This is a genomic window from Cytobacillus oceanisediminis (assembly GCF_004366035.1).
Classification (GTDB): domain Bacteria; phylum Bacillota; class Bacilli; order Bacillales; family Cytobacillaceae; genus Cytobacillus; species Cytobacillus oceanisediminis_C.
In genome coordinates, this window is the sequence record NZ_SOEE01000008.1 from 75,055 (window position 1) to 94,155 (window position 19,101).

Genomic DNA, 19,101 nt, shown 5'->3' on the forward strand with positions numbered 1-19,101 from the left:
TTACCATGGCCGGTAAACGGGTTTTTATAAAATATCTATTAACCGATGGAACCTTCCATCTCAAATTTGATCAGGCGGTTCATCTCTACTGCGTATTCCATTGGAAGTTCTTTCGTAAATGGCTCGATGAAGCCCATTACGATCATTTCTGTTGCTTCTTCCTCTGAAATTCCACGGCTCATAAGATAGAACAACTGTTCTTCTGATACCTTTGAAACCTTCGCTTCATGCTCAAGAGAGATGTTGTCGTTCAGGATTTCATTGTAAGGGATCGTATCTGAAGTTGACTGGTTATCCATGATTAACGTATCACACTCGATGTTGGCACGAGCACCTTCCGCTTTGCGGCCGAAGTGAACAATTCCGCGGTATGTTACTTTACCGCCCTGCTTGGAAATCGATTTCGATACTATCGTCGAAGAAGTGTTTGGTGCAAGGTGAATCATTTTCGCACCTGCATCCTGGTGCTGTCCCTTACCTGCTAGTGCAATGGAAAGGGTCATGCCGCGTGCGCCTTCTCCTTTAAGAATAACTGCCGGATATTTCATTGTCAGTTTTGAACCGATGTTTCCGTCAATCCATTCCATTGTTGCGTTTGATTCACAAACAGCACGCTTCGTAACCAGGTTAAATACGTTGTTCGCCCAGTTCTGGATGGTTGTATAACGGCAGTATGCGTCTTTTTTGATGATGATTTCAACAACCGCACTATGAAGTGAGTTTGTTGTGTAAACAGGTGCTGTACAGCCCTCTACATAGTGTACATGTGCACCTTCATCAACAATGATTAATGTACGCTCAAACTGCCCCATGTTCTCAGAGTTAATGCGGAAATATGCCTGCAGCGGCGTATCAACTTTAACCCCTTTAGGAACATAAATGAACGATCCGCCAGACCAAACCGCTGAGTTTAATGCAGAGAATTTGTTATCTGTTGGAGGGATAACCTTTGCCCAATGCTCACGGAAAATATCTTCATTTTCGCGAAGAGCGGAATCGGTATCTTTGAACACAATTCCTTTCGCTTCAAGATCTTCCTGCATATTATGGTAAACAACCTCTGATTCATACTGGGCAGAAACACCAGCAAGATACTTCTGCTCTGCTTCAGGAATGCCCAATTTATCAAATGTCTGTTTAATTTCGTCAGGAACTTCATCCCAAGAGCGTTCCGTTTTTTCAGAAGGCTTTACATAATACGTAATTTCATCAAAGTTTAATGACGCTAAATCTCCGCCCCATTGCGGCATAGGCATGTTATAGAAATGCTCCAATGATTTTAAACGGAAGTCAAGCATCCATTGTGGCTCTTCCTTCAATTTTGAAATCTCTTCAACAATTTCTTTTGTCAAACCGCGTTTTGATCGGAAAATGGAAACGTCTTTATCGGCAAAACCATACTTGTAATCGCCGATCTCAGGCATTTTTTTTGCCATCGTCGTATTCCTCCATTCGTATGAGAAAGGGTCTTCAAACCCCATCATTTCATTATATTTTAGCACACAAGGCAGATGAAAAAATTTTCAATCAAACGTTTGATTGATTTATTCCTGTTCTTCTTTTTCCGTGCTAACGCCTTTTTCCATTGCTTTCCATGCCAATGTAGCACATTTGATTCTGGCAGGGAATTGGGAAACTCCCTGGAGAGCTTCAATATCGCCAAGATCCAGATCGTCTTCATCATATTCTTTTCCCAGCATCATGTCTGAGAAAACTTTGGAAAGCTTTAATGCTTCTTCAATATTTTTGCCTTTAATGGCTTGAGTCATCATGGAAGCCGAGGACATGGAAATGGAACATCCTTCACCCTCAAACTTCGCATCTGCCACTTTGCCATCTTCAAGCTTCAGCGTCAATTGAATCCGGTCTCCGCAAGTAGGGTTATTCATATTGATCGTCAGGCTGTCATCTTCAAGTACCCCTTTATTACGAGGGTTTTTATAATGATCCATTATAACCTGGCGGTAAAGGGTATCTAAATTTTTAGAAGACATCGCTGAAATACTCCTTTGTTTTGACAAGCCCTGAAACAAGCTTATCAATATCTTCTTCCGTATTGTACAGATAGAAGCTTGCACGTGCAGTTGCCGATACCTTGAGCCACTTCATCAGCGGCTGTGCACAATGGTGCCCGGCGCGGACTGCAATTCCTTCTGCATCCAATACAGTAGCCACATCATGTGGATGAACATCATCTATATTAAAAGTAACCAGGCCAGCACGTTTCGACGCATCTTTCGGCCCATATATGGTCATTCCGTCTATAGCAGACATTTTTTCCATAGCATAAGCGGCCAGTTTGTGCTCGTAAGCCTCAATTTTGTCCAGGCCAATCTGTTCAAGAAAATCAATTGCAGCACCTAATCCAATGGCACCTGCAATAATAGGCGTGCCGCCTTCGAATTTCCACGGAAGTTCCTTCCAAGTTGATTCATACAGGCCGACAAAATCGATCATTTCGCCGCCAAACTCAACTGGCTCCATTTTTTCAAGGTGCTTTTTCTTTCCGTACAGAACACCAATGCCGGTAGGGCCGCACATCTTATGACCGGAAAAAGCAAGAAAATCACAATCCAGGTCTTGAACATCAATCTTCATATGGGGAGCACTTTGTGCACCATCCACAACCATGATTGCTCCATTCTCATGGGCAATTTTTGCAATTTCCTTAATCGGGTTCATAACACCAAGTACATTTGATACCTGCATGATGGATACGATTTTCGTATCAGCTGTTACGGTTTCCCTGACATCCTCAAGAGAAATGGTTCCGTCTTCCTGAAGAGGAAGGTACTTTAAAGTGGCACCCGTTTGTTTTGCCACTTGCTGCCAAGGGATGATATTACTGTGATGCTCCATATAAGAAATAACAATTTCATCGCCTTCGGAAAGGTTAACTCGCCCGTAGCTTGCTGCAACTGTATTGATGGAAGTTGTTGTTCCTCTTGTAAAAATAACTTCCTCAGTCGATTTTGCATTAATAAATTTACGCACCTTTTCCCTGGCACCTTCATAGCCATCCGTTGCTCTAGTGCCTAGTGTGTGGACACCTCTATGAACATTCGAATTATATTCCCGATAGTATTTATCAAGCGCTTCAATTACCGGAACAGGTTTTTGGGAAGTAGCGGAACTGTCCAGATAAACAAGGGGCCTTCCATTGACTTCCTGGTCCAGGATGGGAAACATTTGCCGAATCTCACGGGCATTCATTATTTTACTTTCCTTTCAATAACAGCAGTCAGCTGCTTTTTAACCCCTTCGATAGGTAGAGCATTAACAACTGGCGCTAAGAAGCCGTGAATAACAAGGCGCTCAGCCTCTTTTTGCGAAATTCCGCGGCTCATTAAATAGTAAAGCTGCAATGGATCCACACGGCCCACTGAAGCAGCGTGTCCTGCTGTTACATCATCTTCATCGATTAATAGGATTGGGTTAGCATCCCCGCGCGCTTTTTCGCTTAGCATCAGTACGCGTGATTCCTGCTCAGCATTTGACTTAGAAGCTCCATGCTCAATTTTGCCGATTCCATTAAAGATGGATGAAGCAGAGTCTTTCATTACCCCATGCTTTAAAATGTAGCCTTCGGAGTTTTTTCCGAAATGAACTACTTTCGTTGTAAAGTTTTGAGTCTGTTCTCCGCGTCCTACAACAACTGTTTTGGTATCACCGAAAGAACCGTCTCCAATAAGATTTGTTGTATTCTCTGAAACTGTATTGCCGTCATTCATTAGGCCAAGTGCCCATTCAATGCGGGCATCACGGCCTGCAACACCACGGCGGTTCACATAAGCAGTTGTTCCTTTAGCAAGTGTGTCAACAGCACCATACTGAACTCTTGCATTTGCATTGGCAATTACTTCTGTAACTATATTGAAAATGCCATTTGCTTCCTCAACTGTAGAAACATAGTTTTCTACATATGTCACAGAGCTGTTATCGTCAGCTGCAACCAATACGTGGTTGAATAAGTTGGCTTCTTTATCATCATGAATATATACAGCCTGAATAGGCGCCGTAATTTCCACGTTTTTCGGAATATACAAGAACGCTCCGCCGTTTAAAAGAGCAGCGTGCAAAGCAGTTAAACGGTGTTCATCAGTTTTCACGCCAGCCTTCATGAAATACTTCTGAAGAAGATCGCCATGTTCTCTTGCCGCCGTAAAGATGTCTGTGAAAATAACACCTTTCTCCTGCAATTCTTTAGAAACAGCCAAATGAGTCGGTCTGTTATTGCGCTGAATGTATAGGTTTTGATCGCCGGCTTCTGTGTCGATCAGATTTCTGACATCCTCAGGAAGGTCATTTAATGATGTAAAATCTTCGCTTCCCACAATGTGCTTCTCGAACTGTGTAAAGTTCCATTTATCTATTTTAGTTTTATCAGGTTTTGGCATTGGCAGGTTTTCCGCGTTTGCAAGCGCATTTAGACGGAGTTCTGTCAGCCATGCCGGCTCGCCCATATCTTTTGAAAAGGAACTAACATATTCCTTATCAAATGGTAATTTTATTTCCGTTGTCATAGTGATCCCCCTAACGCTTACGCTTCTTGCCCAACTGTTTCGTCTTCAATGCCCAATTCTTTTTTAATCCAGTCATATCCTTCAGCTTCTAAGCGCTGTGCAAGCTCTGGACCGCCAGATTTTACAACTCGTCCCTGCATCATCACATGAACATGGTCAGGAGTGATGTAGTTTAGAAGGCGCTGGTAGTGTGTAATGATTAAGCAGCCAAATTCTTCGCCGCGCATTTCATTGATTCCTTTAGAAACAACCTTTAGTGCATCGATATCCAAACCGGAATCAATTTCATCAAGAATCGCAATTTTAGGTTCAATCATCATTAATTGAAGAATTTCGTTGCGCTTCTTTTCTCCGCCTGAAAAGCCTTCATTTAAATAACGCTGTGCCATGTCAAGATCCATTTCAAGGAATTCCATCTTGCTGTCCATTTTGCGGATGAATTTCATAAGAGAAATTTCATTGCCTTCCTCAAGGCGGCTGTTAATTGCAGAACGTAAAAAATCGGCATTTGTGACGCCGCTGATTTCACTTGGATATTGCATTGCAAGGAATAAACCTGCACGTGCGCGTTCGTCAACTTCCATTTCAAGAACATTTTCACCATCTAATGTGATGCTTCCCTGTGTTACTTCATACTTAGGATGGCCCATGATTGCAGAGGATAAAGTAGATTTACCCGTTCCGTTCGGTCCCATAATGGCGTGAATTTCTCCGCCTTTGATTTCAAGGTTTACACCTTTTAATATTTCTTTTCCCTCAATAGCAACATGAAGGTCTTTAATTGTAAGTACTGATCCTGCCATAATATATACCTCCGTCAATAAAAGAAGATTTGTAAATCGGCCTGCAGCCGCAAATCTCTATTCTCATTTTATTCTCATTACAATCTTATAACAAATCAAATTTCATAGCAACTCTTTAAGACCATTAACAAACTTTTCAAACAAAAATGTTTAGAAAGCCTGTAAATATAGATTTTATCATATTATTTTAATCGCATCAAAGTGTAAAATAACCGGGAACCTGGTATGTCCCATCTATTTTTTCCCGGGGCTGTCATTTCATGTATGGCAAAAAAGAAAACCAGCGCATAATTGGCACTGGTTTCTATTTTCTTCATTATTATATATACCTATAACCTAGGAATGAATTTTTCTATCAAGATCCGCAACTAAGCGCTGGCTTTGAAGATAGTCTTCTTCGCGTCTTTTTTCAACTTCCATTCGAATATCATGTTTCCGGCTGTACACTTCATATCCAACTCCATGGGCAGCTTGCATAGCTTTTTCCATTTCACTCGTGTAGTTCAGCTGTAACTGACCGATAATGAATCAATCCTTTCGGTTTTTAATGCTTTCGCATTTAGTTTTACATTTAAAATCTTAACACTCATCATATACCCCGCACAAAGCGGAAAAAACCTGATTTTTTTAGCAAAATAAGGAACGAGGACTCATGAGGCGCTTTCATAATGCGCATCCTTAAAATACTGCCCATATCCTCTCGATTAATGGTTGTTTCAATAATTTTCTGAAATTTTCATGATAAAAATAACACTCCTGCTATTGAGCAGGAGCTGAAAATTAATGATTTTGCTGATTTAATTCTGTCATAGCCTCCTGGACAAGCGTAACCGCCTGGCTCATTGCGGCACCGCCGCCAAAAGCTGCAGTAACCCCTACTGCCTCTAGAATTTCTTCTTCAGACGCACCTTGATCGATGCATCCTTTCGTATGGTAAATAATGCAGTATTCATCCTGAGAATATAAACTGATTCCGAGTGCAATCAGCTGCTTCTCCTTTTGGGATAAAACCCCTTCCTTAAAGCAGGCTTCTGTAAAAGCATTATAGTGCTGTGCTAAATCGGGCATTTTTTCAGTGAAAACACCCAATCCAACTTTATAGTCATGAAGGGCTTCTTCTATCGAGTTTGAAGGTTCATGATAATGTTCCATTTGGCTCCACTCCATTCAAAATATTATCAAAGTTAGTATGTTTGATTGCTTTTTAAACTATGCGGGTGCAGAGCCTGGATATAATGGAAAATAAAAAAACAGGCGACTTTGGACGCCTGTTTTTTTCACTCTTACTCAGATACCGGTACAACGGCACCTTTATATTTTTCAAGAATGAAATCCTGAATTTCTTTAGAACGAAGCACTTCTACAAGAGCTTTGATTCCTTCTTTTTCTTCATCGCCTGAGCGGACAGCAATCACATTTACGTATGGTGAATCTTTGTCTTCAATTGCAATTGAATCCTTAAGAGGATTCAATCCGGCATCAATTGCATAATTGGAGTTGATCAGGACTGCATCCCCTTCTCCATTATTATAGATTTGAGGAAGAAGTGATGCTTCATATTCAGTATCAAACTTTAACTTTTTAGGATTGTCTTTAATATCATCCAGAGTTGCTTCGGTTTTTTCCACATCTTCATTTAAAGTAATAAGTCCCTCTGCTTCAAGCATGGAGAGAATACGGCCATGGTCTGCTACTGAGTTGCTCATGATGATTGATGCACCCTCAGGAAGTTCGTCAAGGCTCTTATATTTTTGAGAATATACTCCGATTGGCTCAATATGAATTCCGCCTGCATTTGTAAAATCATATCCATGTTCAGCTTTCTGTGACTCAAGGTAAGGAATATGCTGGAAATAGTTTGCATCCAGCTCTTTAGACTCAAGTGCTTGGTTTGGCAATACATAATCCTGGAATGGCACAACATCAAGTTCAAAGCCTTTTTCTTCAAGCAATGGCTTTGCCTCTTCAAGAATTTCAGCGTGAGGTACGTTGGAAGCCCCTACTGTAATTTTAGTGCTTTCTTTACTTTCTCCGCCTTCACCGGCATTGCCGTCTTCTTCTGAAGTCCCGCAAGCTGCAAGAACAAGTGCTACTGCAAGTGCAAGAGCAAGTGATAACCATTTTTTCATATAAATCTCTCCTTAACGTTTGTCTAATTTTGTTGTTATGATATCTCCAATAAACTGGATGATAAATACAATGACTAGAATAATGACAGTCGCCATAAGCGTCACATCACTGCGGCTCCTCTGGAATCCTTCCAGGTAAGCAAGGTTTCCAAGTCCGCCAGCACCGATGACACCGGCCATGGCTGTGTAGCCTACCAGCGCGATGGCTGTAACCGTAATTCCTGAAACAAGGGCGGGCATTGATTCCGGAAGCAGAACCTTCCAGATAATTGTGCTTGTTTTTGCACCCATAGACTTGGCCGCTTCAATTACACCTTTATCTATTTCCCTCAAGCCTATTTCCACCATACGGGCATAAAACGGGGCGGCACCAATAATTAATGCAGGCAGTGCTGCATCTTCCCCGATCATTGTCCCAAGAAGAAGCTTGGTAAATGGAATCAATAACACGATCAGAATGATAAACGGAATTGAGCGGAATATATTGACGAAAGCTGAAATAATTTTATTAATTGCTGCGTTTTCCCAAATGTTGCCCTTGGAGGTCAGGAAGAGCAGCAGTCCCAGAATTGCACCTAAAATAAAAGTTGCGAGAACAGAAATAGCTGTCATATAAAGAGTTTCCATTGTAGCTTCCCACATGGAGTCCCACTTCACATTTGGAAACCATTCGTTAAGCATTGGAAATCACCTCCACGCCCACCTGCTGAGAATGAATAAATTCAATCGCTTTTGCAACTTCCTCTGCCTCTCCATCAACATGAATGAATAAAGTACCGTAGGAACCGTTCTGCGTCTGGGAAATCTTTCCCTGAAGTATATTTACGGTTACCTGGAAATTACGGATCAGGTTTGTAATCAATGGCTGTTCAGCTGATTCGCCCACAAACCCTAATTGCACTACTTTTCCTTTTGGATACAAATCGACCAGGTGATCAACCGTTTCCTTAGTTTCTTCAGGCTCTGTCACCTGCTGAACAAACCGCTTTGTTATCACAGCTTTTGGATTCCTAAACACATCCAATACTGGCCCGATTTCAACAATTCGACCACCCTCCATGACTGCAACCCGATGGCAGATTTTACGGATAACGTGCATTTCATGAGTAATTAGGACAATCGTTAAGCCCAGACGCTCATTGATGTCAACAAGCAGCTCCAAAATGGAATCTGTAGTCTGCGGATCAAGTGCAGATGTCGCCTCATCACAAAGCAGTACTTTTGGATTGTTGGCAAGGGCTCTGGCAATTCCAACCCTTTGTTTTTGACCGCCGCTGAGCTGGGAAGGATAGGCATCTTCTCTTCCTTCAAGGCCAACGAGTTTAATGAGTTCATCAACCCTTTTCAGCCTTTCCTGCCGGGAAATACCAGCGATTTCAAGCGGAAAAGCGATATTCTCCCTTACCGTTCTCGACCATAATAGATTGAAATGCTGGAAGATCATGCTTATTTCCTGACGCGCTTTTCTTAGTTTGCTTCCCTTTATCTTTGAAACCTCATTGCCTGCAACTGTCACACTGCCATGGGTAGGAAGCTCCAGCCCATTCAGCATGCGGATCAAGGTACTTTTACCTGCACCGCTATATCCGATAACTCCGAAGATTTCTCCTTCTTTTACTTCCAAGTTTACATCGTCAACTGCTTTTACCTGGCCTTTCTTTGAAGAGAAAATCTTCTGTACATCTTTTATATAAATCAACGTGAATTGTCACCTCTTTAATCGAAAGATACAGATTATAATTATTAGACTGCTTTTATTTCCCTATTTTTTACTCCTTATAGGCTTTCATGCGCTAAAAGCAAAAATGCCTTTCTGCACATGAGCAGAAAGGCATTAAAAATTAAGTCCTTTCTCTCATCTGTCAAAGCTATGCTTTGAGTGAATTGGCACCATTTCAATTAATTGACGGTTGCCGGGCTTCATAGGGCACTTCCCTCCACCTCTCTTGATAAGAGCGTAACGATTTATATTCAATTAATACTTTAAATAAATTTAGCAGTTTATTAATTACGTTTGCTATCGTATCACAGCTATCAAAAAGGTGTCAACGAAGAAATTTTAAACTTTCGGAAAAAAATGAATGGTAAATTTTCCTTTATGCCTTCGCAGCAAGTGATGTAATGCCAGCAGCTGCTTCTATCGCCTGTTCCAGATCTTCAATCAAATCTTCCGCATTCTCGATTCCGATAGAAATTCGAATTAGATCCTCCGGCACTCCCGCAGCTTTTAAACCTTCTTCATCCAGCTGTTGGTGAGTGGTACTTGCAGGGTGGATAATCAGGCTCTTAGCATCCCCGACATTTGCCACATGTGCCCAAAGCTGCAGGCTGTTTATTAGCTTGGCCCCAGCTTCTCTTCCGCCAGCAATTCCAAACACAGCCACAGCTCCAGCTCCTTTAGGCAAGTATTTATCCGCCAATTTTTTGTCCGGATGGCTTTCATGCCCAGGATAAAGCACCCAATTAACAGCTGGATGCGCCTCTAGATACTCCACTACTTTTTTCGTATTGGCAACATGCTCTTTCATACGTACATGCAAAGTCTCAAGCCCCAATGTAAATTGAAATGCACTTTGCGCACTCATAGCAGGACCTAAGTCTCTTAACAGCTGAACGCGCGCTTTTATAATATAGGCCGCCTCGCCAATTGCTTCACTATAGACAATATCATGGTAGCTCGGATCAGGTTCTGTAAAGCCCGGAAACTTATGGGAATTCCAGTCAAATTTTCCGCCATCTACTATAATTCCTCCCATTGTGGTTCCATTACCGAGCAGCCATTTAGTCGCAGAGTGTATAACAATGTCAGCACCATGTTCGATAGGCCTGCATAGATAAGGTGTAGCAAAGGTGTTATCGACAATTAGAGGCACACCATTCTCGTGTGCAATTGCTGCAACCTTTTCAATATCCAGGATTTTTAAGCTTGGGTTTCCAATCGTTTCGGCAAAAATGGCCTTTGTTTTATCTGTCATTGCGTTACGGAAATTTTCCGGATCTTTTGGATCTACCAGTTTCACTTTAATTCCATACTTGGGAAGTGTGACTGCAAACAAATTATAAGTACCGCCATATAAATTGGACGCAGCAATAATTTCATCCCCTGCTTCAGCTATGTTTAAAATGGCAAGCGTAATGGCAGACTGTCCGCTTGCAAGAGCCAGGGCCCCAACTCCTCCTTCAAGCAAGGCCACTCTTTCCTCAAATACACTTACAGTCGGATTATGTATCCTGCTATAAATATATCCTGGTTCTTTAAGAGCAAAGAGATCTGCAGCGTGATCTGTATTCTTGAACTGGTAAGCATTATTCTGGTAAATCGGTAACGCCCTTGCGCCAGTTACAGGGTCTGGCTTCAGTCCCCCATGTACTCCAATTGTTTCAAAACGGTAATTTTTTTGTTTATCAGTCATTGCTTTCTCTCCTCTATAAAAATTTTAGTATTTCTTATTGAAGAACTAAGAAAAGCGCAAGGCGCCCGCTTATCGGCGGCAAGCATAAGACGAACCGTCTGAAAGGCTGCTCTTTAACCTTTTGACAGATTAACTTAGACCTAAGAGCCGATGGCGCCTGGAGCTAGACAGTTAACAAATATCAAAGATAAAGATTCTTATAAGTTGAAAAAGCCCTCTTCATAAGAAGAGGGCTTTTTCGTCTCTTCTTATCTTCCAGAGCATCCCGCTCTGCTGGATTTAGCACCGTGTACTTTACCGGTTGCCGGGCTTCACTGGGCCAGTCCCTCCGCCTCTCTTGATAAGAATATTCAGTTAATTAATGTTAAAACGATGTTATCATACTATTTAAAAAATGGTCAAGTATTGTGATATGAAATTTTCCCTAAACAGAAAAAGGTTTCGAGGAGCAATTTTTCTCTGAAGGTGGTTTCCATCTTTATTATATTTTGGGAAAGGGCATCCCTTAACTTTAACTCTCCTAAAATCAGTGACAGCACAGCTTTTTCAGAGCCATAGATCTCCACATCAAAATGGCTGGTGTGACCTGCCTTCCGGATTTCCCCATTTAAAATTTTCAGAGGAATGCTTATATTTCCCGCCTTAATAAGCAAAGAGAAATTTGACTTTCTTAAAAAGTAGCCAAGATGACCTTTAGCCTTTAATTCCCGGATAAATACATCAGGTAAATCCTTCACAGCCTCACCTCTTTTAATGGGTTTATCATCCTTAATATTCAGTAATAAAGGGCTGCAATCCTTTAATTTTCTTTCGACAAAATCAGAAAAGCTCCAGCGCCTTGCCCTCCAGGCGCTGGAGCTAGACAGTTCTCGAAGTTAAAGGTTATTAACTCTGGAAAAACCAGAAAGACAATGCCAGTTTATGAGGCATTGTCTTTCATTTCCCGAGAAATATGTCAGATTATACTGTTTTTACGGAAGGTGCTGCAGTTTTTGTCTTATTATAGTTTCTGAAAACAAAGAAAAAATAGAGAGAGCCTATCAAATATAAAGAAGCTGTAATGGAGAATACGAGTGCATATCCCCAATAATCTCCATATCTCATGACGATTCCTGTTGAAACAGGTCCCATTACAGCCCAGCCCAAATTAAAAACCATCTGATTGACGGAGTTTGCCAGCCCTTTCATCGAATCATTTACCCTGGACATCATAAGCGACATTTGTATTGGGTTTCCAGCATTCATTAATGCCTGCCGGAACAAAAAGCCGATGGCAGCCAGCCAAAGATGCTCTGTATAGGCAGTTAAAAGCAGAAAAGGAAGTGACATGAGCTGCAGGATTACAACTGCTCTGACTTCTCCCACCTTCCTTACCACAACCGGGCCGATAATCATAGCAAAAGCTGTGGCAGCCTGCCCTAATGAAATAATAATGCCAATGGCTGAATTGGAAGCTTCAAAACGGTCTGCGAAGTATAGATTTAGATAAGGGATAACCAGTCCTGCTCCAGTTCCTATTAGCAGCTGCGCAAAAGCAAACATGGCGATAATTTTGACGCCTTCATTTTTAGCCGATAGGTTTTTGAACGAAAAATCTTTTAGGCCTCTTACATCATTTTTTTCTATCGGTGCTTCTGCGAAACGCAGGATGGGAACAAGACCTGCTATGAAGAAAATACTTGCAACCAGAAGTGTAATCCGGATGCTGATGAGCTGATCAACAAATAAAGAAAATACATCCGTTAAGATGCCTCCGCTTAAGTTTCCGATTACATTTGCACCCGTCATAATGGCAAAATGAATGCTGAATAAATGAACCCTTTGGTCAGCCTTTGAATTCTCAGCCAGCCATGGTATGCCGGATACTTGCAGAAATGCTGTAGTCAGCCCTGTAAAAAAGGCAAATAAAATCAGGAGTTCCTGCATTTCAACCATACTTCTGAAAAGCATAGCGACACCTGTGGCAACAGCCCCAAACAGCATCGCTCTTTTTCTGCCAATTCGGTCGCTGGCGATTCCTGCCGGCACAAGAATCAGTGCTGTGGCGAGAGCAGTCATAGATATGATTTGCCCATTAACACTTTCGGAGTAGCCAAGCTCCCTTATGTAAAAATTATAGATTACCATGAATATCCCAAAGCCTATTTGTGTAAGGATATTCGCCATAAAAGCCAATTTTATATTGCGGTTATAGCCTTTAAATTGGCCAGCCCACTCTTTATAAAATGCCATCCGGATCCCTTCCTGCACTGTATGATTATTTCGATTCCCTAAGTATCATACTCTTTCGAAGTGGTTTTGTAAATATATTTAGAATATTGAAAAGGCGGATCTCAATATTTTTTAAACACGCAAAAAACCAGGAAGCTTTGGTCCTGGTTTTTTCAATAGATGCTTCTGATTCTATCCAACAAATAGGGAACTGATCGGAATGCATATAATTTTTCCTGTAAATCTCCTTCTTTAAAGATGAGGAGACAAGGTACGCTTTCCACTCCCCATTGTTCAGCCAATTGCGGCATATAATTTAAGTCCGCTTTCCCAATCTTTTGATCAGGCAGCAATTGTTCCGTAACTGTCAGCATCTTTCCTGCCATCTGACAGGTTCCGCACATAGGCGTATACAAATAGATAAGGGCCGTTTCTTGCCCGTTAACCGCTTCCTCAATCTCCAGCTGCGACCATTCCTGCATACTATCATCCTTACTTTATCTGTCTAAATATTGTGTATAAACGTCAATATTAGCTCCCAGCAGCACTGTAGCCAAATGATGTTCCGGTGCTGTCGCTACTTCTCTGTACATTCTATCGATGTATAGATGCTCTGCCTCTGGAAATTCCCTTTTAAATTGTTTTCTCAGTTTTTCACCTGCTGAATCGGCATCCACCAATATATATACATCCTTATCAAACAGTGTGTCAATTAATTCATCCAGTTTGGTAATGCTTATTGTTCCATTTGTGCAGATAATCTCTACAGGTTCTCTTATTATATTTTTTACCTTCGTTTTATCTGACTTTCCCTCGACAATAATAACTTTTTCCGGAATTCCCTCGTTCATCGTCATCACCTGAAAGGAGTTATTTTAAAACTGTTGCTTTAAAGTTAAGACTGTTTTCTCATAGATTGATGTTAGATTGTAAATGAAGCCCGTTGACAAACTTGGTTTATCGTAAGCATAGCTTACAAAAACAGCCAAAATTCAAAAACCAGTCATGCATTGGTTTCATCTTAATATATTCATTATTCTCGGTTATGGTGTGAATCTCCTGCCCATATTGGAGGTTAGCACTGCGCTGATTTTACATATTAATTCTACAGTTTAATAATAAAGGAAATGTTTTTGAAGAAAAATAATCATTTCAGTACTTTTAAATGGACTATTTCATTGTATGCTCGGTTATATTGCTTTAACCTATTAAATAAACAGCGGAATCCATCCGCTGTTTACAGTAATTAGCACCAGCCGCCTTCGTCACAGTCTGTGTAGCGCTCTTGCGCTTTATCTGGAACGGAGACATTCTGGTATATTTTTTGGTGGTCGGTTTCAAAATGATGGGCCAGGTCAAAGGAAGAGCCTTCAGGAAGGCTGATTTGGCCGATTTTTTCGTTCTCAAGATAAAGATCAATCCCATTATTTTTAAGCCTTCCGACAACCCGTTCTGTAATATCGATTTTCTGCTGATTCAATGTCATGGGTAACCAATCCTTTCATGCATTTGGGTATCTATAGTTTGCCCTTTCTCTGTAAAAGAAAAATAGCAATTAAAGCCAGAAACAAAAAGCAGCAGCACTTGGAACAGATTCGGGTTCACCCATAAACAGCATAAAAGCCGGTTCTTATAGAACCGGCTTTTATACATTAGTCTTCGTTTGTCATTTCTTCATATTGCTCAGCAGTCATCAAGCTCTCTACTTCGCTTAAATCTGAAGGTTCCACCACAACCATCCATGCTTTTTCATATGGGGATTCGTTTACGAATTCAGGGTTGTCGTTAAGGTCTTCATTTACTTCAACCACTTTACCGCTTAAAGGCGCATAAAGTTCAGAAACTGTTTTTACTGATTCTACGCTTCCGAATGGCTCGTTTGCACTTAGCTCATCGCCAACTTCAGGAAGCTCAACGAATACGATGTCACCAAGTTCTGATTGCGCGAAATGCGTAATCCCTATGCGTACTTTCCCATCTTCTGTTTTTACCCACTCATGCTCTTCTGAATAACGTAATTCTTTTGGTGTGCTCATTATGTATCCCTCCATATTAATATTTCAATTTATGATCAGTAAATCGATCTCATGGTTAAATTTGGCTTACAAGGCTAAAATCCAGCGCTTAGGAAAGCCATGTCTTTTCATATTCCTCTTCTTTAAAGCCCACTGTTACCTTTTCTCCATCTGTCAGCAGCGGACGCTTAATCAGCATGCCGTCTGTTGCCAAAATATCCAGCAGTTCTTCTTCCGAAGAGGTCTTCACCTTGTCCTTCAGTCCGAGTTCCCGGTATTTTTGACCACTCGTATTAAAGAACTTCTTTAGTTCTAAACCGCTCTTTTTATAAAGCGTTTCAAGTTCGCTTCGAGAAGGCGGATTGTCTGTTATATGTATTTCTTCATAGGACAGATTATGTTCATCAAGCCATTTCTTGGCCTTTCGGCATGTCCCGCATTTAGGATACCAATAAAAAGTCAACGCCATTTTTTCACCACCCATTTTAGCAAATTCAGGCTTATCCAAAATTGCTGCCTTTTAATTGAATAGTAACATAAATGGATGACAAATCATAACATTGATCACCAATTTAATATTCGACAAATTTCTATATAATCCTTCTGGCAAAAAAAAAATTTTCGCAGGGTTATTTTGCCAAAAACTGTTTTTATAATAATTGTTGTTTGCTAATGTATGTTGCCTGTTGATTTCCGCTCCGCACTTGCTTTCCCCCGGGAGAGATGAGAGCCTCCCCGGCTTCGCCTGCGGGGTTTCTCACTTCCCCCCGGACATTGAATAAGCTTCCTTGATTACCCCGAACGAAGGAAATGCAGCAGTATTTTCGAGAATCAAGCCGCCTCCTCTCCAATCAACTCAGATATTTAAACTTAGTATGCAGCAACAGAATATAAGTAAACAGCTTTGAAAAAAGGAAAGCCCCCTTCATGATGAAGGGGGCCTAAAATCGATTAAACTGTAAAACGTTCCGCGTCGATCAGTTTTTCCGATGCTTCACGCTTCTTTGCAATGACGTTGATTGGGGTGTGGCGGGTGAATTTGCGAAGTGCTGACATCATCATGCGCAGGGCATCGCCGTTTTCTACTGCCACAAGTGTTTCTTTTGCATCCTGCTCGATTTTGTTAAATGCTTCCTGGCAGAAGATTTGGGTGTAAAGAAGTTTTTGCTTGTTCTTTTCAAGTCCTGCTTTTTCAATAGCCTTTTCCGTACGAAGAACAACCGACTCCATTGCATAAGCATTTGATATAATATCCGCAATGTTTACGAGTACTTCCTGCTCTTTTTCAAGAGCTTTTCCGTACTTTTGCGCTGCTAACCCAGCTGCAAGCAAGCCTATTTTCTTCGCGTTTTTCACCAGATATTTTTCCTGTGCAAGTGGCTCGTCACCAGGCTCTTCAGGCATCATCATCATAAGCTCTTCCTGCAGCGCCTGGGCTTTCTGGAATAAAGGAAGCTCTCCTTTTAGTGCTTTGCGGACGTACGTGCCTGGCACCAATAGACGATTGATTTCGTTGGTTCCTTCGAAAATGCGGTTAATGCGTGAATCACGGTAAGCTCTTTCAATCTCATATTCAGCCATGAAACCGTAGCCTCCGTGGATCTGAACGCCTTCATCTACTACGTAGTCAAGGACTTCCGTATTAAAGAATTTATTCATGGAGCATTCTATAGCATATTCAGCGATTGACTTCGCTACTTCTTTTCCATCTTTCACTTCTTCGTCCGAAAGCTTGCTCATCCGGTCCTCAAATAATCCTACAGTCCGGTATACTGCACTTTCAGCGGCATATATCTTAGAAGCCATCGTCCCAAGTTTCTCTTTTGTCAAATTAAACTGTGAGATTGGTGTCTTAAACTGCTGGCGCTGATTGGCATATTGAACGGCAAGTTCGAATGCGCGCTTCGCACCGCCAACTGCTCCAACACCTAACTTATAGCGGCCAATATTTAAGATATTAAATGCAATCACATGTCCCTTGCCAAATTCACCAAGAAGGTTTTCCTTTGGCACCTGGGCATCTTCAAGAATTAACGTACGGGTAGAAGAGCTCTTAATTCCCATTTTCTTTTCTTCTGCTCCTACAGAAACACCTGAGAACTCTCTTTCTACGATGAATGCAGAGAAGTGTTCACCGTCAATTTTTGCGTATACTACGAATACATCTGCGAAGCCTGCATTTGTTATCCATTGCTTTTCTCCGTTTAATACATAGTGCGTACCTTCAGCATTCAGCCTGGCAGTTGTTTTTGCTCCAAGAGCATCAGAACCAGAGCTTGGCTCCGTCAATGCATAGGCAGCAAGTTTTTCGCCAGTAGCCAGTGCAGGAAGGTATTTTTGCTTTTGTTCTTCATTTCCGAAAAGAACAATCGGAAGGGAACCAATTCCAACATGTGCACCGTGCGAGATGGAAAAACCGCCTGCACGCGCCATTTTCTCGGCTATAAGTGCAGAGCTTACTTTATCTAAAGCAAGTCCGCCGTATTCCTCTGGAACATCTGCGCCTAATAGTCCGAGGTCTCCAGCTTGCTTCAATAACTTTACCGAACGGTCAAATTCGTGGTTTTCCAGATGCTCAATTTGCGGAACAACTTCATTTACAACATAATCTTCAGTCGTCTTAGCAATCATAACCTGCTCATCTGTATAGTCCTCAGGCGTAAAAACCCGGTCATAGGACACATCTTCTATTAAAAAGCTTCCGCCTTTGATAAGGTTTTCAGTTTGGTTTGACATTTTCTTATTTCCTCCATTCTGTTTTTGCGGAGAAGCCTATGGCTTCTCTCCAAATTTCAGCTAATTTTATAAAAGTTCAAATACTCCGGCTGCGCCCATTCCGCCACCGATGCACATTGTTACAACCCCGAATTGCTGATTGCGGCGCTTCATTTCATGGATTAGAGATAGAGTTAGCTTGGCACCGGAACAGCCCAGCGGGTGTCCAAGTGCAATGGCCCCTCCATTAACATTTACTTTCTCTTCATCTAAGCCCAGCTCACGGATAATTTGAATGGATTGGGACGCAAAAGCTTCATTCAATTCAAATAAACCGATATCCGAAAGCTCCAGCCCTGCAAGCTTTAACGCTTTAGGTATGGCCACAACTGGACCAACACCCATGATTTCAGGAGGAACACCGCCTACTGCAAAGCTTCTGAATTTAGCCATTGGCTTCAATCCAGAAGACTCCGCCTTTTCCCGGTCCATTACCATTACTGCTGCAGCTCCATCACTTGTCTGTGATGAATTCCCAGCTGTGACACTGCCGGTTACCGAGAATGCCGGACGCAGTTTTCCGAGTGTTTCAACTGTGGAATCTGCACGGACGCCTTCATCCTGGCGGAACTGGATTGTTTTTTCTTTAAGCTTGTTGTCTTTCCCAACGGATCTATACGTTACGTCTACTGGCACAATTTCATCTTCAAATTTGCCTTCCTGGATTGCCTGCGCAGCCCTCTGATGACTTCTGACCGCAAATGCATCCTGGTCTTCTCGTGTAATGCCATACTTCTTTGCAACTTCTTCAGCTGTATGCCCCATACCCATATAGTATTGGGGGGCTGTTTCGGCAAGTTTGGCATTCGGGCGGACTACATGCCCCATCATCGGCACAAGGCTCATAGATTCCGCTCCGCCCGCAATGATTGTATCCGCATGGCCAATCATGATTTTTTCAGCTGCATAAGCAATTGCCTGCAGGCCTGAAGAACAATAGCGATTAATTGTTATCCCCGGCACTTCGTGTGAAAGTCCGGCAAGAGCCCCGATATTCCTTGCCATATTCAGCCCCTGTTCTGCTTCAGGCATAGAACAGCCTATAATTAAATCATCGATGTTTCCTTCATAATTTCCTGCGCGCTTAAGGGTTTCCTTTACTACAAGCGCACCTAAGTCATCCGGCCTGACGTTTGCAAGCGAACCTTTTTTGGCTTTTCCAACCGGTGTCCTGGCACCTGCAACTATTACCGCTTCTCTCATTATTTTCCCTCTCTTTCTCTTAATGTCTC

General features: G+C 41.8%; 20 protein-coding genes and 2 riboswitches. All 20 genes read right to left on the bottom strand.

All coding sequences use genetic code 11. From position 1 onward, the window contains the following. Positions 1–38: 38 nt before the first annotated feature. The 20 genes from sufB to DFO72_RS19945 all read right to left on the bottom strand — a co-directional run bounded on the left by sufB (position 39) and on the right by DFO72_RS19945 (position 19,072). Complete coding sequence (gene sufB / locus DFO72_RS19855) at positions 39–1,436, bottom strand: Fe-S cluster assembly protein SufB (protein ID WP_113883641.1); 1,398 nt, start codon at positions 1,434–1,436, stop codon at positions 39–41. A 108-nt stretch (positions 1,437–1,544) separates the two neighbouring features. Beyond that, complete coding sequence (sufU, locus tag DFO72_RS19860) at positions 1,545–1,994, bottom strand: Fe-S cluster assembly sulfur transfer protein SufU (RefSeq protein ID WP_009331729.1); 450 nt, start codon at positions 1,992–1,994, stop codon at positions 1,545–1,547. Further along, entirely contained in the window at positions 1,984–3,213 is a 1,230-nt protein-coding gene (locus DFO72_RS19865) for a cysteine desulfurase (protein WP_113883642.1), read from the bottom strand. Before DFO72_RS19865 ends, sufU begins: the two co-directional genes overlap by 11 nt. Further along, a complete protein-coding gene (gene sufD, locus DFO72_RS19870; RefSeq protein ID WP_113883643.1) occupies positions 3,213–4,523 on the bottom strand; it encodes a Fe-S cluster assembly protein SufD in 1,311 nt (436 codons plus the stop codon). Before sufD ends, DFO72_RS19865 begins: the two co-directional genes overlap by 1 nt. Positions 4,524–4,540: 17 nt before the next feature. After that, a complete protein-coding gene (gene sufC, locus DFO72_RS19875; RefSeq protein ID WP_113883644.1) occupies positions 4,541–5,326 on the bottom strand; it encodes a Fe-S cluster assembly ATPase SufC in 786 nt (261 codons plus the stop codon). Positions 5,327–5,662: 336 nt separating this feature from the next. After that, on the bottom strand, positions 5,663–5,815 hold the full coding sequence (locus tag DFO72_RS29605) for a hypothetical protein (RefSeq protein ID WP_166672523.1): 153 nt from the start codon (positions 5,813–5,815) through the stop codon (positions 5,663–5,665). 291 nt (positions 5,816–6,106) lie between these two features. After that, positions 6,107–6,478, bottom strand: coding sequence for a carboxymuconolactone decarboxylase family protein (locus DFO72_RS19880; protein ID WP_113883645.1), 372 nt, complete (start codon positions 6,476–6,478; stop codon positions 6,107–6,109). A 131-nt stretch (positions 6,479–6,609) separates the two neighbouring features. Beyond that, positions 6,610–7,455: a MetQ/NlpA family ABC transporter substrate-binding protein gene (locus DFO72_RS19885; RefSeq protein WP_113883646.1), complete on the bottom strand. Its 846-nt coding sequence runs from the start codon at positions 7,453–7,455 to the stop codon at positions 6,610–6,612. A gap of 12 nt (positions 7,456–7,467) precedes the next feature. After that, positions 7,468–8,136, bottom strand: coding sequence for a methionine ABC transporter permease (locus DFO72_RS19890; RefSeq protein ID WP_113883647.1), 669 nt, complete (start codon positions 8,134–8,136; stop codon positions 7,468–7,470). Further along, positions 8,129–9,154, bottom strand: coding sequence for a methionine ABC transporter ATP-binding protein (locus DFO72_RS19895; protein WP_113883648.1), 1,026 nt, complete (start codon positions 9,152–9,154; stop codon positions 8,129–8,131). Before DFO72_RS19895 ends, DFO72_RS19890 begins: the two co-directional genes overlap by 8 nt. A 153-nt stretch (positions 9,155–9,307) precedes the next feature. Continuing rightward, positions 9,308–9,411: riboswitch (SAM riboswitch) on the bottom strand. A gap of 140 nt (positions 9,412–9,551) precedes the next feature. Further along, positions 9,552–10,868 carry an O-acetylhomoserine aminocarboxypropyltransferase/cysteine synthase family protein gene (locus tag DFO72_RS19900; protein WP_113883649.1) on the bottom strand — a complete coding sequence of 439 codons (1,317 nt, stop codon included), beginning with the start codon at positions 10,866–10,868 and terminating at the stop codon, positions 9,552–9,554. Between the two features lie 245 nt (positions 10,869–11,113). Beyond that, positions 11,114–11,215: riboswitch (SAM riboswitch) on the bottom strand. A 51-nt stretch (positions 11,216–11,266) separates the two neighbouring features. Continuing rightward, positions 11,267–11,605 carry a hypothetical protein gene (locus DFO72_RS19905; protein WP_113883650.1) on the bottom strand — a complete coding sequence of 113 codons (339 nt, stop codon included), beginning with the start codon at positions 11,603–11,605 and terminating at the stop codon, positions 11,267–11,269. 223 nt (positions 11,606–11,828) lie between these two features. Next, entirely contained in the window at positions 11,829–13,100 is a 1,272-nt protein-coding gene (locus tag DFO72_RS19910; protein ID WP_113883651.1) for an MFS transporter, read from the bottom strand. Positions 13,101–13,252: 152 nt separating this feature from the next. Next, positions 13,253–13,561, bottom strand: coding sequence for a thioredoxin family protein (locus DFO72_RS19915; RefSeq protein ID WP_113883652.1), 309 nt, complete (start codon positions 13,559–13,561; stop codon positions 13,253–13,255). 15 nt (positions 13,562–13,576) lie between these two features. Next, positions 13,577–13,930, bottom strand: coding sequence for a toprim domain-containing protein (locus DFO72_RS19920; RefSeq protein WP_034296067.1), 354 nt, complete (start codon positions 13,928–13,930; stop codon positions 13,577–13,579). A 395-nt stretch (positions 13,931–14,325) separates the two neighbouring features. Then, the gene (locus DFO72_RS19925) at positions 14,326–14,565 is read right to left on the bottom strand and encodes a YusG family protein (RefSeq protein WP_113883653.1); all 240 of its coding nucleotides are present in this window, start codon (positions 14,563–14,565) and stop codon (positions 14,326–14,328) included. A gap of 166 nt (positions 14,566–14,731) precedes the next feature. Then, positions 14,732–15,115: a glycine cleavage system protein GcvH gene (gene gcvH, locus DFO72_RS19930; RefSeq protein ID WP_009331744.1), complete on the bottom strand. Its 384-nt coding sequence runs from the start codon at positions 15,113–15,115 to the stop codon at positions 14,732–14,734. 88 nt (positions 15,116–15,203) lie between these two features. Then, positions 15,204–15,563 carry an arsenate reductase family protein gene (locus DFO72_RS19935; protein WP_113883853.1) on the bottom strand — a complete coding sequence of 120 codons (360 nt, stop codon included), beginning with the start codon at positions 15,561–15,563 and terminating at the stop codon, positions 15,204–15,206. Between the two features lie 482 nt (positions 15,564–16,045). Next, the gene (locus DFO72_RS19940; protein WP_113883654.1) at positions 16,046–17,830 is read right to left on the bottom strand and encodes an acyl-CoA dehydrogenase family protein; all 1,785 of its coding nucleotides are present in this window, start codon (positions 17,828–17,830) and stop codon (positions 16,046–16,048) included. Positions 17,831–17,896: 66 nt separating this feature from the next. After that, positions 17,897–19,072 (bottom strand): acetyl-CoA C-acetyltransferase, encoded by a 1,176-nt coding sequence (locus tag DFO72_RS19945; RefSeq protein ID WP_113883655.1) that lies wholly within the window; start codon positions 19,070–19,072, stop codon positions 17,897–17,899. Between the last annotated feature and the right edge of the window lie 29 nt (positions 19,073–19,101).

Bases quoted from the DNA above. Each gene is read 5' to 3' on its own strand.
- DFO72_RS19940 (WP_113883654.1), bottom strand. From the start codon at position 17,830: ATGTCAAACCAAACTGAAAACCTTATCAAAGGCGGAAGCTTTTTAATA.
- DFO72_RS19890 (WP_113883647.1), bottom strand. From the start codon at position 8,136: ATGCTTAACGAATGGTTTCCAAATGTGAAGTGGGACTCCATGTGGGAA.
- DFO72_RS19945 (WP_113883655.1), bottom strand. From the start codon at position 19,072: ATGAGAGAAGCGGTAATAGTTGCAGGTGCCAGGACACCGGTTGGAAAA.
- DFO72_RS19925 (WP_113883653.1), bottom strand. From the start codon at position 14,565: ATGACATTGAATCAGCAGAAAATCGATATTACAGAACGGGTTGTCGGA.
- DFO72_RS19920 (WP_034296067.1), bottom strand. From the start codon at position 13,930: ATGAACGAGGGAATTCCGGAAAAAGTTATTATTGTCGAGGGAAAGTCA.
- DFO72_RS19935 (WP_113883853.1), bottom strand. From the start codon at position 15,563: ATGGCGTTGACTTTTTATTGGTATCCTAAATGCGGGACATGCCGAAAG.
- DFO72_RS19865 (WP_113883642.1), bottom strand. From the start codon at position 3,213: ATGAATGCCCGTGAGATTCGGCAAATGTTTCCCATCCTGGACCAGGAA.
- DFO72_RS19910 (WP_113883651.1), bottom strand. From the start codon at position 13,100: ATGGCATTTTATAAAGAGTGGGCTGGCCAATTTAAAGGCTATAACCGC.
- gcvH (WP_009331744.1), bottom strand. From the start codon at position 15,115: ATGAGCACACCAAAAGAATTACGTTATTCAGAAGAGCATGAGTGGGTA.
- DFO72_RS19880 (WP_113883645.1), bottom strand. From the start codon at position 6,478: ATGGAACATTATCATGAACCTTCAAACTCGATAGAAGAAGCCCTTCAT.
- DFO72_RS19915 (WP_113883652.1), bottom strand. From the start codon at position 13,561: ATGCAGGAATGGTCGCAGCTGGAGATTGAGGAAGCGGTTAACGGGCAA.
- sufC (WP_113883644.1), bottom strand. From the start codon at position 5,326: ATGGCAGGATCAGTACTTACAATTAAAGACCTTCATGTTGCTATTGAG.
- DFO72_RS19885 (WP_113883646.1), bottom strand. From the start codon at position 7,455: ATGAAAAAATGGTTATCACTTGCTCTTGCACTTGCAGTAGCACTTGTT.
- DFO72_RS29605 (WP_166672523.1), bottom strand. From the start codon at position 5,815: ATGGAAAAAGCTATGCAAGCTGCCCATGGAGTTGGATATGAAGTGTAC.
- sufD (WP_113883643.1), bottom strand. From the start codon at position 4,523: ATGACAACGGAAATAAAATTACCATTTGATAAGGAATATGTTAGTTCC.
- sufB (WP_113883641.1), bottom strand. From the start codon at position 1,436: ATGGCAAAAAAAATGCCTGAGATCGGCGATTACAAGTATGGTTTTGCC.
- DFO72_RS19900 (WP_113883649.1), bottom strand. From the start codon at position 10,868: ATGACTGATAAACAAAAAAATTACCGTTTTGAAACAATTGGAGTACAT.
- sufU (WP_009331729.1), bottom strand. From the start codon at position 1,994: ATGTCTTCTAAAAATTTAGATACCCTTTACCGCCAGGTTATAATGGAT.